This is a genomic window from Aeromonas sobria (assembly GCF_006243315.1).
GTDB classification, from domain to species: Bacteria; Pseudomonadota; Gammaproteobacteria; order Enterobacterales; family Aeromonadaceae; genus Aeromonas; species Aeromonas sobria_A.
In genome coordinates this window covers 58,752-73,308 of sequence record NZ_NKWE01000045.1, presented here as the reverse complement: position 1 = coordinate 73,308, position 14,557 = coordinate 58,752, and the positions used below count along the sequence as shown (strand labels likewise).

Annotated in this window: 15 protein-coding genes and 2 tRNA genes; 16 read left to right on the top strand and 1 reads right to left on the bottom strand. The window is 55.0% G+C overall.

Going from position 1 to position 14,557, the window contains the following annotated elements; all coding sequences use genetic code 11:
- Positions 1–116 precede the first annotated feature (116 nt).
- The 15 genes from ruvA (at position 117) to CF137_RS15070 (ending at position 11,755) form a co-directional block, all read left to right on the top strand.
- Positions 117–728 (top strand): Holliday junction branch migration protein RuvA, encoded by a 612-nt coding sequence (gene ruvA / locus CF137_RS15140; RefSeq protein WP_101325846.1) that lies wholly within the window; start codon positions 117–119, stop codon positions 726–728.
- 8 nt (positions 729–736) lie between these two features.
- Complete coding sequence (gene ruvB, locus CF137_RS15135) at positions 737–1,747, top strand: Holliday junction branch migration DNA helicase RuvB (RefSeq protein ID WP_042019494.1); 1,011 nt, start codon at positions 737–739, stop codon at positions 1,745–1,747.
- Positions 1,748–2,691: 944 nt separating this feature from the next.
- Positions 2,692–4,248: a cytochrome ubiquinol oxidase subunit I gene (locus tag CF137_RS15130; RefSeq protein WP_101315690.1), complete on the top strand. Its 1,557-nt coding sequence runs from the start codon at positions 2,692–2,694 to the stop codon at positions 4,246–4,248.
- Positions 4,249–4,259: 11 nt separating this feature from the next.
- Complete coding sequence (gene cydB / locus CF137_RS15125) at positions 4,260–5,396, top strand: cytochrome d ubiquinol oxidase subunit II (RefSeq protein ID WP_101325845.1); 1,137 nt, start codon at positions 4,260–4,262, stop codon at positions 5,394–5,396.
- Between the two features lie 14 nt (positions 5,397–5,410).
- Entirely contained in the window at positions 5,411–5,527 is a 117-nt protein-coding gene (gene cydX / locus CF137_RS15120; RefSeq protein ID WP_042019500.1) for a cytochrome bd-I oxidase subunit CydX, read from the top strand.
- A complete protein-coding gene (locus tag CF137_RS15115; RefSeq protein WP_240038555.1) occupies positions 5,514–5,825 on the top strand; it encodes a cyd operon YbgE family protein in 312 nt (103 codons plus the stop codon). The genes cydX and CF137_RS15115 overlap by 14 nt, the downstream gene beginning before the upstream one ends.
- 105 nt (positions 5,826–5,930) lie before the next feature.
- A complete protein-coding gene (gene ybgC / locus CF137_RS15110) occupies positions 5,931–6,338 on the top strand; it encodes a tol-pal system-associated acyl-CoA thioesterase (protein ID WP_101315686.1) in 408 nt (135 codons plus the stop codon).
- Entirely contained in the window at positions 6,328–7,020 is a 693-nt protein-coding gene (gene tolQ / locus CF137_RS15105) for a protein TolQ (RefSeq protein ID WP_042019503.1), read from the top strand. The genes ybgC and tolQ overlap by 11 nt, the downstream gene beginning before the upstream one ends.
- Entirely contained in the window at positions 7,020–7,466 is a 447-nt protein-coding gene (gene tolR, locus CF137_RS15100) for a protein TolR (RefSeq protein ID WP_042019505.1), read from the top strand. Before tolQ ends, tolR begins: the two co-directional genes overlap by 1 nt.
- Positions 7,467–7,471: 5 nt before the next feature.
- Positions 7,472–8,605: a cell envelope integrity protein TolA gene (gene tolA, locus CF137_RS15095; RefSeq protein WP_101325843.1), complete on the top strand. Its 1,134-nt coding sequence runs from the start codon at positions 7,472–7,474 to the stop codon at positions 8,603–8,605.
- 94 nt (positions 8,606–8,699) lie between these two features.
- Positions 8,700–10,025: a Tol-Pal system beta propeller repeat protein TolB gene (tolB, locus tag CF137_RS15090; protein WP_101315682.1), complete on the top strand. Its 1,326-nt coding sequence runs from the start codon at positions 8,700–8,702 to the stop codon at positions 10,023–10,025.
- A gap of 49 nt (positions 10,026–10,074) precedes the next feature.
- Positions 10,075–10,599 carry a peptidoglycan-associated lipoprotein Pal gene (gene pal / locus CF137_RS15085; RefSeq protein WP_042019509.1) on the top strand — a complete coding sequence of 175 codons (525 nt, stop codon included), beginning with the start codon at positions 10,075–10,077 and terminating at the stop codon, positions 10,597–10,599.
- A gap of 12 nt (positions 10,600–10,611) precedes the next feature.
- Positions 10,612–11,412 (top strand): tol-pal system protein YbgF, encoded by an 801-nt coding sequence (gene ybgF, locus CF137_RS15080; protein WP_042019510.1) that lies wholly within the window; start codon positions 10,612–10,614, stop codon positions 11,410–11,412.
- Positions 11,413–11,586: 174 nt separating this feature from the next.
- A tRNA-Lys gene (locus CF137_RS15075) sits at positions 11,587–11,662 on the top strand.
- A gap of 17 nt (positions 11,663–11,679) precedes the next feature.
- Positions 11,680–11,755: transfer RNA gene (locus tag CF137_RS15070), tRNA-Val, on the top strand.
- Positions 11,756–12,105: 350 nt separating this feature from the next.
- Here CF137_RS15070 and CF137_RS15065 read toward each other — a convergent pair.
- Positions 12,106–13,419 carry a sodium-dependent transporter gene (locus CF137_RS15065; protein WP_139720012.1) on the bottom strand — a complete coding sequence of 438 codons (1,314 nt, stop codon included), beginning with the start codon at positions 13,417–13,419 and terminating at the stop codon, positions 12,106–12,108.
- Positions 13,420–13,834: 415 nt separating this feature from the next.
- On the opposite strand from CF137_RS15065, the gene CF137_RS15060 reads away from it, so the two are divergent.
- Positions 13,835–14,554: a substrate-binding periplasmic protein gene (locus CF137_RS15060; protein WP_139720010.1), complete on the top strand. Its 720-nt coding sequence runs from the start codon at positions 13,835–13,837 to the stop codon at positions 14,552–14,554.
- Positions 14,555–14,557: the final 3 nt, after the last annotated feature.

The following is a 14,557-nucleotide window of genomic DNA, read 5'->3' as shown; positions in this document are numbered from 1 at the left end:
TGGATAAAAAGCCTCTCTGACCACGCGGGTGTCGCAGCCCTATGCTGGATACTTATCCAGTTATTCTTTATGCTATGAGCCAATTTACGAATAGCTGTGTTGGTGAGGAGAGAGCCGTGATTGGTCGCTTGAGAGGCATTGTCATTGAAAAACAGCCCCCCGAGGTTTTGCTGGAAGTAGGCGGGGTAGGCTATGAGGTGCAGATGCCGATGAGCTGTTTCTATGACTTGCCGGAAATCGGCAAAGAGGCGGCTATCCACACCCATTTTGTGGTGCGAGAAGATGCCCAGCTGCTCTATGGTTTCAATCACAAGCAGGAGCGGGCGCTGTTTCGAGAGTTGATCAAGACCAATGGCGTCGGTCCCAAGCTGGCGCTGGCCATTCTCTCCGGCATGACTGCCAGCCAGTTCGTCATCTGCGTCGAGCGCGAAGAGATAAGCTCGCTGGTCAAGTTACCGGGGGTCGGCAAGAAAACCGCCGAGCGGCTGGTGGTAGAGATGAAGGATCGCCTCAAGGGATGGGTTAGCCACGATCTCTTCTCGCCGGCCATGGTGGCCCTGCCTGTCGGGACATCCGAGTTGCGTGCGCCAGACGCCGCAGATGAGGCGGTCAGCGCACTGATTTCGCTCGGTTACAAACCGCAGCAGGCGAGTCAAATCGTCAGCAAGATCGCCGTCGATGGGATGTCGGTAGAAGAGATCATCCGTGAATCCCTGCGTAGCCTGTGAGGTAGTTGATGATTGAAGCAGACCGCCTCATTTCGGCAAGCGCCGAGCGCGAGGATGAGATTATCGATCGGGCGATCCGTCCCAAGAAACTGGCTGACTATACCGGTCAGGATACCGTCTGTGCGCAGATGGAGATCTTTATCGAAGCGGCCAGGCAACGGGGCGAAGCACTTGACCACCTGCTGATTTTTGGCCCGCCGGGGCTGGGCAAAACCACCCTTGCCAATATCGTTGCCAACGAGATGGGGGTCAATATCAAGACCACCTCAGGCCCGGTGCTGGAAAAAGCAGGGGATCTGGCGGCGCTGCTCACCAACCTCGAACCGAACGATGTGTTGTTTATCGATGAGATCCACCGTCTCAGTCCGGTGGTAGAGGAAGTACTCTATCCGGCGATGGAGGATTACCAGCTCGACATCATGATCGGAGAGGGCCCCGCCGCCCGCTCCATCAAGCTGGATCTGCCGCCGTTCACCCTGATCGGCGCCACCACCCGGGCTGGCTCTCTCACCAGCCCGCTGCGGGATCGTTTTGGTATCGTCCAGCGGTTGGAGTTCTATAACGTCAAGGATCTGACCGATATCGTCTCGCGCAGCGCCCGTTGTCTGGGGCTTGAGATGACCGAGGATGGCGCTATCGAGATCGCGCGTCGCGCCCGCGGCACGCCGCGAATTGCTAACCGCCTGTTAAGGCGGGTGCGTGATTTTGCCCAGGTGAAATCCGATGGCCGGATCGATGGCCCCATTGCGGCCCGCGCGATGGACATGCTGGACGTCGATAACGAAGGATTTGACTTCATGGACCGCAAGCTATTGTTGGCTGTGATAGACAAGTTTATGGGGGGCCCGGTGGGTCTTGATAATCTGGCCGCGGCGATCGGAGAGGTGAAAGATACTATCGAAGATGTGCTGGAGCCTTATCTGATCCAGCAGGGGTATCTGCAACGTACACCAAGAGGACGGATAGCGACCACACGAGCTTATGCGCATTTCGGTCTTCAGCGACCAGATGATAAGTAAAAACAGTCGTTTGAATGTGAAACCGCCGTCAGAGGCGGTTTTTTATTGTCATTTTTCATCAACAATAAAAAAAGCCCACGGCAGGTGCAGTGGGCAAAGACAATTCAGGGTGGACGTTCACAGACAGTGAGTGCGTCTGGACACAGACCGGAAAATAAACTGGTGAGCCGTCGCGAGCTCTTAGAGTCGGTTCATTTGATAGAGCTGAACAAAGGAAAGCTTGTAGTAACGGATGGTTTTAGCAACAAACTTTTTCATCTTCGATTCCAATAAACGGGTTCAGATAGATAGTCGAATACGTACCGTGAACCCCGATTAACCGGCCTGTATCCAAGGGTATGCCCTCACTGCGAGGCGCATTGTAGGAGTTAGCATCGACCCGGGCAAACAAGAAAAATTGTAATCTTCAAATTACTTTATCTAATGTATGGGTTGATGAAATTGGTTCGCATGAGTATGCATTCTTTGCAGTTTTAAATTGAGTTTTCGAATCAGATTGCCTGACCCGGATAACATGGGAAAAGGAGCCTCAGCCACGCTTTTCAAATTAAACGGGGTGGTGGGATGTTAAATTTTTAAATTGATTTAAATCAATGTTTTACGCTTTGTCATATTTTGTGATCTGGCTCGCGTCAATAATCGTGAAATAGATTAAAAATGCCTTTCAAAGCCATCTATGGCGGGCCCTTTTACATTGATTTCAATCAAATAAAGGTGATATAAAACCACCGTCATCATGGGCGAGAATCAATTCAAGCTTATTGTTTTGAAAATGTTAAACATTAGTTTCTTTTGTTCTCATGTATTGCCTTGTTGTTAATATTGGTCGTTATTGAAGGGGCTTTGTTGTGGTGTCTCACAACGGGATTTGTTCGATAACCACCAGCGGAAGCTTTGTTCTTAAAACTTAAAATAGCCGTGCCAATAATCGGTGAGGAAACATCATGATTGCTGAGCATGTGGTAGACCTATCGCGGTTTCAATTCGCTGCGACGGCTCTTTATCACTTTTTGTTTGTACCCCTGACGCTGGGACTGGCCTTCATCCTGGCGATCATGGAATCTGTCTATGTGATGACCAACAACACTATCTACCGGGACATGACCAAGTTCTGGGGTAAGTTGTTTGGTATCAACTTCGCCTTGGGGGTGACCACAGGGTTGGCCATGGAGTTCCAGTTCGGGACCAACTGGGCGTACTACTCCCATTATGTCGGCGATATCTTCGGGGCCCCGTTGGCTATCGAAGGGTTGATGGCCTTCTTCCTGGAGTCCACCTTCGTCGGTATGTTCTTCTTTGGTTGGGATCGTCTGAGCAAGCATCAGCATCTGGCGGCCACCTGGTTGATGGCGCTGGGTACCAACCTCTCCGCCCTCTGGATCCTGGTTGCTAACGGCTGGATGCAAAACCCGGTCGGTGCCGAGTTCAACTTCGAATCCATGCGGATGGAGATGATGAGCTTCGCAGACGTGGTGTTTAACCCGGTGGCGCAGGTCAAGTTTGTTCACACTGTCGCGGCGGGTTACACCTGCGGTGCCATGTTTGTGCTGGGCATCTCCTCTTACTACCTGCTGAAAGGCCGTGATGTGGCGTTTGCCCGTCGCTCCTTCGCCATTGCCGCTGCGTTTGGTATGGCTTCTATCGTGTCAGTGCTGATCCTTGGTGACGAATCCGGTTACGAGACCGGTGAAGTACAGAAGGTGAAACTGGCGGCTATCGAAGCTGAGTGGGAAACTGAACCCGCTCCTGCCGCGTTTACCCTGTTCGGTATTCCGAATCAGGAAGAGATGCGCACCGACTACGCCATCAAGATCCCCTATGCGCTGGGCATTATCGCGACCCGTTCACTGGACGGTCAGGTAACCGGTCTGAAGGATCTGAAGAGCGAGCATGAGCTGCGCGTGCGCAACGGTATGACCGCTTACGATCTGCTGACTCAGCTGCAAGCCGGTGACAAGTCTGACGACACCCGCGCCCGCTTTGATGAAGTGAAGCAGGATCTGGGCTACGGTCTGCTGCTCAAGCGCTACACCAGCAACGTGACCGATGCCACTGACGAGCAGATCAAGGCCGCCGTGGATGACTCTATCCCGCAGGTACTGCCGCTGTTCTTTGCCTTCCGCATCATGGTGGCTACCGGCATGTTGATGCTGGTGCTGATTGGCCTGGCCTTCTGGGACAGTGCGCGCCATCGTATCGGTGAGCGCAAGTGGTTGCTCAAAGGGCTGCTGTGGGGTATCCCGCTGCCGTGGATCGCTATCGAAGCCGGTTGGTTCGTGGCCGAGTATGGCCGTCAACCCTGGACTATCGCGGAAGTGCTGCCGACCTCGCTGTCAGTGTCCAACTTGCCTGCTGCTGAAATCTGGTTCTCTCTGATCGGTATCTGCCTGTTCTATACCGTGCTGTTGGTTATCGAGATGTATCTGATGTTCAAGTATGCCCGTCTCGGCCCAAGCAGCCTGAAGACTGGCAAATATCACTTTGAACAGATCAAGGCATAAGGGGAGTGACCATGTTTGATTATGAAACGCTACGAGTCATCTGGTGGGTTCTGGTCGGCGTATTGCTGATCGGCTTTGCCATCACTGACGGCTTCGACATGGGGGTAGGCACACTGCTCCCGTTTGTCGGCAAAAAAGATGTCGAACGCCGGGTGATGCTTAACACCATGGGCCCCCATTGGGAGGGCAACCAGGTATGGCTGGTCACCGCCGGTGGTGCGCTGTTTGCTGCTTGGCCAATGGTGTACGCCGCGACATTTTCCGGTTTCTATATCGCGATGATCCTGACTCTGATGGCGCTGTTCTTGCGTCCGGTTGGATTCAAGTATCGTTCTCTGCGTGCAGATGCCAAATGGCGTAGTAACTGGGACTGGGCACTGTTTGCTGGCAGCACGGTTCCCCCCATCGTGTTTGGTGTGGCGTTTGGTAACCTGCTGCAAGGCGTACCGTTCGAGTTCAATCAGTTCATGATGTTGACCTATCACGGCAACTTCTTTGGCCTGCTCAACCCGTTTGGCATTCTGGCTGGTCTGGTGAGTCTGTTCATGCTGGTGACCCAGGGCGCGACTTGGCTGATGATGAAGACTGACGGTGAGGTGCTGGCGCGTTCCCGCACCGCAGCGACGATCTGCTCTCTGGTCACTCTGGTGCTGTTTGCTGCCGCAGGTTGGTGGGTAAGTGGCATGGATGGCTATGTCATCGTCAAGGCTGCTGCCAACGATGCTGTCTCCAATCCGATGAACAAGGAAGTGGTGGTGCAGGCCGGTGCCTGGATGAACAACTACAGCCTCTATCCCTGGATGATTGCTGCGCCTGTGCTGGGTCTTGCCATGAGCCTGCTGACCGCGCTGTTTGCCAGAATGAACATCGGCTGGCTGGCCTTTACCAGCTCCTCGCTGGCGATTGCGGGTGTGATCCTCACTGCCGGTTTCTCCATGTTCCCATTCTTGATGCCCTCAAGCCTTGAGCCATCACTGAGTCTGACCATGTGGGATGCTACCGCCTCTTTCAACACCTTGCAGGTGATGACGGTGGCCGCAGCGATCTTCGTACCGATTGTGCTGGCTTATACCATCTGGACTTACATCAAGATGTTTGGCCGGGTGACCAGCAAGCATATTGAAGACAACCAACAATCGCTCTACTAAGAAGGAGACCTGATATGTGGTATTTCACCTGGATCCTGGGTCTGCTGCTGGCCTGCGCATTTGGCATCATCAATGCGCTGTGGCTGGAACACACCGAGAACATGGATCGCCAGATCGATGACAATAAATGATCGACTCGCCAAGCTGGCTGCTCCACTGGAGCGCCAGCCATGGCAGGGGTTGATGTTACTCGCGGCGGCCTTGTTGGCCGTCGCTATTTTACAGGCCCCCAATCTGATCGCTGCCAATACCAGTGAACATGGCTATTGGCTGGCACCCTTGCTGATGTGGGCTGTCTGTTGTGGCCTGCTCAACGGGCTTGGCTTTCATCTAAAAAGTCTGCCCGGGCGAGTGCTATTCAACCCCTGGCTTGCCTGGCCCAGTTTGTTGTATGGCCTCTGGCTGACACATTCATATTTCCTTTCATAAAAAACGGGGGGAGGCAGGATTTCCCTGCTTCCCCCTGCTTCTTTCCTATTCAGCCCTGCGCTATGATAGCCCCCCATCTGACTGTCGAATGGATCACAGATTGTTATGGGGGAAGTCTTTGAGTTTCCGGTACGTGTCTACTACGAGGACACCGATGCCGGGGGCATCGTCTACAACGCCAATTATCTCAAGTTTATGGAACGTGCTCGCACCGAGTTTCTTCGTGCCAAAGGGGTCGAACAGGACGTCTTGCTGCAGGAGGGACACGCGTTTGTGGTGAGTCGAACCGAGATCGATTTCCGCTCGGCGGCCCGTTTTAATGAACTGCTGAATGTAATAACGCAAGTGATTGAAGTGAAACGCGCATCCCTGCGTTTTTCACAGCAGATCCTGGCGGCTGATGGGCGACTGGTCACTCAGGCCATGGTACAGATAGCCTGTGTCAGTCACCCGCAAATGAAACCCGTTGCAATACCTGAAAAAATCAAGGGAGTGCTGTTAAGTGCACGCTGAAATTTCGTTTATTGGCCTGTTTTGGCAAGCCAGTCTGTTGGTAAAGCTGGTCATGATGACCCTGATGAGTATGTCAATTGTCTCATGGGCATTGATCATCCAGCGCTCCAAAGTGATCAAGGCCGCTCATCTTGCCTCGGAGCAGTTTGAAGACAGATTCTGGTCTGGTGTCGATCTCAATCGCCTCTATCAGGAGTCCTCTTCCCGCCGTGATGATATTGAAGGCATGGAAGATATTTTCTACTCCGGCTTCAAGGAGTATGCCCGCTTGCTCAAGGCCGGTGCCCGGGGTCAGGATGCGGTGATGGACGGTACGTATCGTGCCATGCGCGTCTCTCTCTCCCGTGCGGTGGATGAGCTTGAGTCCAATCTGCCGGTTTTGGCGACCATTGGTTCAATCAGCCCCTACATCGGCCTGTTTGGTACCGTCTGGGGGATCATGAACGCCTTTATCGCCCTGGGTCAGGTCCAGCAAGCCACCCTGCAAATGGTGGCCCCCGGTATCGCAGAAGCACTGATCGCCACCGCCATGGGTCTGTTCGCCGCTATTCCTGCAGTTATTTTCTATAACCGCTTTACCAACAAGGTAGAAAAGCTGGAGAACGCCTACGCCAACTTTATGGACGAGTTCACCACCATTTTGAACCGCCAAATTGCACAGCAGCAGCAGGGTGATCAGTAATGCAAACCTATCAGCGGATCCGGCGCAAGAAGGTGTGCGAGATCAACGTGGTTCCTTATATCGACGTCATGCTGGTGCTGCTCATCATCTTTATGGCGGTCACGCCAGTGATCACCCAGGGGGTCAAGGTTGACTTGCCACAGGCAGAGTCCGAGCAGTTGCCGGAAGATGCCAAACCGCCCTTCATTGTTAGCGTGAACACCGAAGGTGAATACGTCATCAAGGCTGGTGAAGCAGACGACGAGCCGGTACCGGCAGGCACCCCCGAGGCAATGCAGCAATACATCACCGAGAAAGCCATGGGCTATCTGGCGATCAACCAGAATGCCCCTGTGGTGGTCGCCGGTGACAAGGCGGTGCGCTACGAAGAGGTGATCCTGTTGATGGTGGCGCTCAAGAATGCCGGCGTGCCTCAGGTTGGCCTGATGACAGATCCGGTGAACTAACGGAGATGGATGTGAAGCGTGGTATTTCCGGTTATCTCATCGCATCGCTGCTGCTGCATCTGATCATTGGCATCATTTTGCTGGTCGGGGTCGATTTCAGTAAACCGAAGCGGCCCGAATCGAAGGGCCAGATAGTCAATGCCGTCATGCTCGATGAAAACTTTCTTAACGAGCAGGCCAAGCAGATCCAGCAGCAAAAGTCTCAGCCCAAGCCCCAGAAGGTAGAGAAAGAGAAGGATAAGGAAGACACGGATCTCGCCAAACGTGAGCTGGCCCAGAAACAGGAGCAGCTGCGCATCGCCGAGACCAAACGCAAGCAAGCCGAAGAGGCGACTCGTAAGGCCGAAGCCGAGAAGCAGAAGAAAGTCGCTGAGCAGAAGCAGGCGGAAGAGAAGACCCAGAAAGCCGAGGAAGCGCGCAAGCTGGAAGAGCAGAAAACCAAGAAGGCAGAAGCCGAGCGCAAAGCAGCCGAAGCCGAGAGCAAGGCGCTGGCGCTGAAGAAGAAAAAGGAACAAGAGAAGAAAGAGGCTGAAGAGAAGGCCAAGGCGGCAGAGGCCAAGGCCAAAAAAGCCGAGGCTGACAAGCAGGCCAAGGCCGATGCCGAGAAGAAAGCCAAGGCGGAAGCTGAGAAAAAAGCCAAAGCCGATGCAGAGAAAAAGGCTAAGGCAGAGGCTGACAAGAAGGCAAAAGCTGACGCAGAGAAGAAAGCCAAGGCGGAGGCCGACAAGCAGGCCAAAATCGCGGCAGAGCGCAAGCGTAAAGCGGCCGAACAAGCCAAGCTGCAAAAAGAGATGGAAGATATGATGCAGCAGCAACTGTCTGCTGAGGCCAATGCCCGCAGCCAGGCGGCATCTGCTGCCTCGCAGGGTGAGGTTGACAAGTATGCCTCCCTCATCAAGGCCACGGTTGAGCGGTATATGATTTTGGATCCCACCATGCGGGGCAAAACCTGTACTATCGGCGTACGTCTTGCGAGCACTGGCTTTGTCATCTCGGTCGATGGTGGTCAGGGTGATCCGGCCGTTTGTCGTTCCGGTAAGGCGGCGGTTTTGAAGGCGGGTTCACTGCCAGTACCCAAGGATCCTGCGGCATTCGAGATGTTGAAGGAATTTAATCTCAAGTTAGAACCGAATATCTAAGCGTGATAAAACGGGGTTGTTTACAGTGGTTGGCAGCATCTCGCTGAGAAAGGAATTTAACCTCTCATTTTTATTGGAACCGAGTATTTAAGCCATGATCAGAAAAGTATTTTTTGCTTTGGTTGGCTGTTTGTTGCTGGGCCAGAGTGCCCAGGCGGCCCTGGACATCGTCATCACTGGCGGTATTGATAGCGCACGCCCCATCGCGGTTGCGCCCTTCAAATGGGAAGGTAATGGACAACTGCCGCAGGATATTGCGGAAGTGGTCTCCAACGACCTGATGCGCAGTGGCAAGTTCAAGCCGCTGGCCCGTGGCCAGATGCCACAGACCCCGAGCAGCAGTGGCGAGATCAACTTCGCGCCATGGGCTTCCCAAGGGGTTGAAGCCGTGGTGGTCGGTTCCATCTCTGCAGTAGGCGATGGCACTTACAAGATCAACTTCGAGTTGGTCGACGTGTTGAAAGGCCAGTTGGCCAAGGCACAAGGTGGCGAAAGTAACGGTTACATCCTGGATAGCCGCATGGCGACTATTCCGGGCGCCCAGATGCGCCAGTTTGCCCACCGCATCTCCGACATCGTCTATGAGCGTCTGACTGGCGAGCGTGGTGCCTTCCTGACCCGTCTGGCTTACGTCTCCGTACAGCAGGGTACCCAGTTCCCGTACCAGCTGCGGATCGCCGACTACGACGGCTACAACGAGAAGACCCTGCTGCGCTCCCGCGAGCCGCTGATGTCGCCTTCCTGGTCGCCGGATGGTAGCAAGCTGGCTTATGTCAGCTTCGAGAACCAGAAGTCCGAAATCTATGTGCAGGATATCTACACCCAGCAGCGCAGCCTGATCACCAGTTTCCGTGGTATCAACGGGGCGCCGGAGTGGTCGCCAGATGGTCGTCGTCTGGCTATCGTTCTCTCCAAAGATGGTTCGCCGAACCTCTATGTGGTTGATGTCGCTAGCAAGCAACTGACCCGGGTTACAACCAGCCGTGTGATCGACACCGAACCCTCCTGGTTGCCGGACGGGCAAAATTTGTTGTTCACCTCTGAACGTGGTGGCAAACCCCAGATTTATAGCGTAAATTTGGCGACTGGTATGACTCGCCGGATGACTTGGGAAGGTGACTCCAACCAGGGTGCATCCATTACTCCTGATGGCAAAATCATGGTGATGGTGACCCGTGTTCAGGGGCAATACCGTATTGCCCGTCAGGACATGGAAAATAATGCCCAGTTGGTCCTGACTCAGAGCGCGCTTGACGAGTCCCCAAGTGTGGCTCCCAATGGCAGCATGATCATTTATGCCACCATCTATCAGGGTCGTAAGAGTTTGGCATTGGTATCGACTGATGGTCGCTTCAAGGCTGTGCTTCCGACCAGTAGCGGTGAAATACGTGCACCAGCTTGGTCGCCCTTCTTGAATTGATAAAAATCCAATTGTTTTTTGTTTTGTTATAAAGGTTTAAGGAAAAAGCATGCAACTCAATAAACTGCTCAAGGGTTTGGCCATCGCACTGCCACTGTTCACCCTGGCCGCTTGTAGCTCCTCTTCTGATTCTGACGCCGCTGGCGCTGAATCAGGTATGACCGACGGCATGGGCGGTGTACAAACCGGCGGCGCCAACGGCATGTTGTCCCCGGAAGAGCAGATGCGTCAGAAGTTCGAAGCGCTGCAACGCGATAACGTCATTTACTTCCCGTTTGACGGCTACGACATTCAGGGTCAGTACGCTGATCTGCTGGATGCCCACGCCAGTTACCTGCGCGAGCGCCCGAGCGTTAAAGTCCTGATCGAAGGTCACGCCGATGAGCGCGGTACTCCGGAGTACAACATCGCCCTGGGCGAGCGTCGTGCCAAGGCTGTTGCCAAGTATCTGCAAACCCTGGGTGTGCAGGCTGAGCAGCTCTCCATCGTCAGCTATGGCGAAGAGAAGCCGCTGGATATGACCCACACCGAGGATGCCTTTGCCAAAAACCGCCGTGCGGTTCTGGTTTACTAAGGTTTGATCCGAATGAATTTTGTGTATAAGCAAGCGGCCATTTCGATGGCCGTTTTATTTGCTGTCGCGGCACATGCCGCGGCGCCGGTCAGCGATTTGAGTGGTGGCAACAGTGCTGCTGTCTATGGCAGTAATGCTGGCGCCATTGTGCCCACCGGGAGCCTGGACGATCGGGTGGCCTTGTTGGAGCGCACCCTGAATGCCCGTCTGCGGCTGCAGGCTGAATTGCAGCAACAGGTCGACTCCCTGCAAGGGGAGGTCTCCGAGCTGCGTGGTCAGCTGGAGCAACAGACCTACCAGATGGAACAGTCGCAAGAGCGTCAGCGTCAGCTCTATCAGGAGCTCGACAAGGTTGCGACCAGTCAACAGGCGGCCCCCGCAGCAACTGCCCCGGCAACCCCCGCCACACCGGCAGCTACCGCTAATTACTCAACCAATCAGGATGAGAATCAGGCTTATGACGCTGCGGTGAACATGGTGCTGAAAGAGAAAAACTACGACAAGGCCATTCCGGCTTTTCAGGGTTTTATCAAGCAGTACCCCGATTCGGGTTATGTGCCCAATGCGCACTACTGGCTCGGCCAGTTGTTGTTCAACAAAGGTGACCGAACGGCAGCTGCGGCACAGTTCTCGACCGTGGCTAACAAATACAGCAAGTCTCCCAAGCGTGCCGATGCGTTGTTGAAGCTGGGTATGCTGGCGCAGCTTGATGGCAAGAAGGCAGAAGCAAAATCCTTCTATGAGCAGGTGATCAAGGGCTATCCCAACACCTCGCCAGCCCAGCTGGCCAAACAGAGTCTGGCCAAGCTGTAACATTGCCGTATGTCACTGTTTTCGTAACGGTACTGTAAAAACGGCCTGCATGTGTACGCGCAGTGAGCAAACGGATTTAAATTACGAATTTTCTGTTGCACCGTGAGTTTAAATCCGTATTATAGGCCGCCGTCAGGGCCGAAGCAGTAATGCAGTCGGAACTGGTCGTGGTGAGGGTCGTTAGCTCAGTCGGTAGAGCAGTTGACTTTTAATCAATTGGTCGCTGGTTCGAATCCAGCACGACCCACCATCATTTCAAGAATCCCAGGTCGTTTAGCTCAGCTGGGAGAGCACCTCCCTTACAAGGAGGGGGTCACTGGTTCGATCCCAGTAACGACCACCATATTTGTAGTAAAAAGCGTAAGAAAAAGCTGAAATCTGTAGCAATGTTTCAGAGAAAAATCCCCACTCAGGTGGGGATTTTTTTTGCTTGGAATTCAGTACTCCAACATCTTCAGTTGCCATTGTGGCGAGCTGAGCTCCACCTCTTATCGTGCCCACCGCCACACCGCCACACCGCCACACCGCCACACCGCCACACCGCCTCCTCTATTCTGCTCTTCCGGGATTGCCCCACGGCCTCCCATTGCAGTCCTATCCACCGTCATATTTCCCATGCGGATGCCAGCAATTGAGTGAACGCCAGAAATAAAAAGGGCAGGCCAAGGCCTGCCCGCAAGGGTGCGCAAGGTGTTACATGATGCCGCGGATCAGGATCCCGCTGATCAGCAGCGGTGCCACCACTCGCCAGCACCAGAGCAGCGCCAGGCGCAGGATAGGGGGCAGGCCCGCAGGCAGTATGGTGTCACCCAGGCGCCAGCCCAGCAGCAGGGTCAGCACCAGGCCGAACAGCGGCATCATCAGGTTGGAGGTGAGGTAGTCGAGCAGCTCGAAGATGGTCTTGCCAAACAGGGTCAGCTCGCTCCATGGGCCGAACGACAGGCTCACTGGAATGCCGGAGGCCATGATGAGCAGGGTCAGTACCCGACAGGCGCCACGGCGCGACCAGCCCCACTCCTCGGTGGTGAAGCGCACCAGATGCTCCAGCATGGAGATAGAGGAGGAGAGGGCGGCGACCAGCAGTAGCAGGAAGAAGACTACCCCCAGCCCCTGACCGAACGGCAGATGGCTGAACACGGCGGGCATGGTCATAAAGGTGAGACCGGGGCCAGCTGTGGGATCGATACCGGTCGATGCCAGCGCCGGGAAGATCATCAACCCCGCCAGTACCGAGATGAGGCTCGCCAGCGTGACCACCCAAACCCCGGAGCGCAGCACCCCTTCGCTATTGGGCAGGTAGGCACCGTAGGTGGTGTGTACACCCAGCCCGATGGAGAGGGAGAAGAAGGCCAGCCCCAGGGCATCCAGCACGCTCTGGCCGGTCAGCATGGAGAAGTCCGGCAGCAGCAGTTGGCGCACGCCAGCCATGGCACCGGGCATGGAGAGGCCGACCCCCACCAACAACAGCATCATGATGAACAGTGCCGGCATCATCCAGCGCAGCGCTCGTTCTACACCTTTCTGAATGCCGCCCTGCACAAACCACCAGGTCAGCCCGGCAAAGACCAGATGAGTGAGGATCGGCCACAAGGGATCGCTGACGTAACCGTTGAACAGGGTGGTCAGGGCGCTGCCCTCGCTCAGGTTGAGCTTGCCTGCCATCGCCAGTGCGGCATAGCCCACGGTCCAGCCACCGACCACGCTGTAGAAGCTGTAGATAAAGAAGCCACAGAGGATCCCCATATACCCCATCCAGCGCCAGTTTGGCCCGACTAGCTGGTGAAAGGCGCCCAGTACCCCGCGCTGACTGCGGCTACCGAGTAATGTCTCCCCCACCAACACGGCTACGCCCAGGGTGAAGCTGAACAGCAGAAACACCAGCAGGAAGGCACCGCCACCATTGGTGGCCGTCACATAGGGAAACTTCCAGATGGCACCAAGGCCGATCGCGGTGCCTGCTGCGGCCAGCACATGACCAAGACGGGAAGACCACTGAACCTGGCTCATACAACCTCCGGGTAACACAACATCGAAGCAATACTCCTGAGTAGCAATAAACGACAGACCATAAAAAAGGCCGCCTGAGGCGACCTTTGCAATGAACATTCAGAAAACTGTGCGTGCAAGGTCACCTCTCTTGCGAGCTAAAAAATCGACCAAACAGCACGAGGATGGCAGACATGAGGTGGCAACCTGACTAATGAATGAGGAAACAGCCTAAACCATGGAAAGAAAAATTGACACATAAAATAAAATTTTTTATGTGTCTGGCATTCATGGGCCTCCTATGGGGTTCCCCTGCGGCCAGACGGTATCTTTTCTGCCCTGCCGTTATTTACTGGGCGATAATCGTCATAGTTGCGATGGAAGAGGAGGGGCCTGACATGGTGCCAGCGAGAGTAAACCTGAGACAGGATGTCGTATGAGATGGGTGGTGCTGCTCTGGTGGCTGCTCAGCCTCAGCTTGTCGGCGCAGCCGGGATTAACCCTGCTGAGTCACGATTTACCCCCCTTTACCGAATACCGCGACGGCAAGCTCGACGGATTCGCTATTCGCCTGATCGATGAGGTGCAGCAGGAGTTGGGGACGGGCTATCCCATTAGGATTTACCCGCTCAAGCGGGCATTGGCGATGGCGCGGGTCGAGCCCGGTTATGGCGTGTTCGTGGTACAGCGGATCCCTGAGCGGGAGTCCCATTTCAAGTGGGTAGGTCCGCTCTTTATCAATCGGGTGTTTATCTATCAGGCACCGGGGAACCGCTACCCGCTGACCTCGCTGGCGCAGCTGCGGGATCTGCCCAGAGTTGGGGTGGTGCTGGGCAATGCCGATGATGTACGGCTGAGCAAGGAGGGGTATCGCAATCTGGTGCGCTACCAGACGGTCGGGGAGGCGATAGATCGGCTGATGCTGGGCAAGATCGATGCCTTGCCGATGGCCGAGATGGTGATGGATGCCACCCTCGACAAGCTGGGGCTATCCCGGCGCAGTGTCGCCAGCAGTGGCGTGCTGCTCCATCAGTCCGGTCTCTACATCGCATTTTCCAAGGGGATGGATGATCGCGAGATAACCCGCTGGCAGCAGGCGGTAGATGCGGTCAGAGTCGCACAGGGGCGGGCCGATGGGCCCACCCATGATGAGTGATGG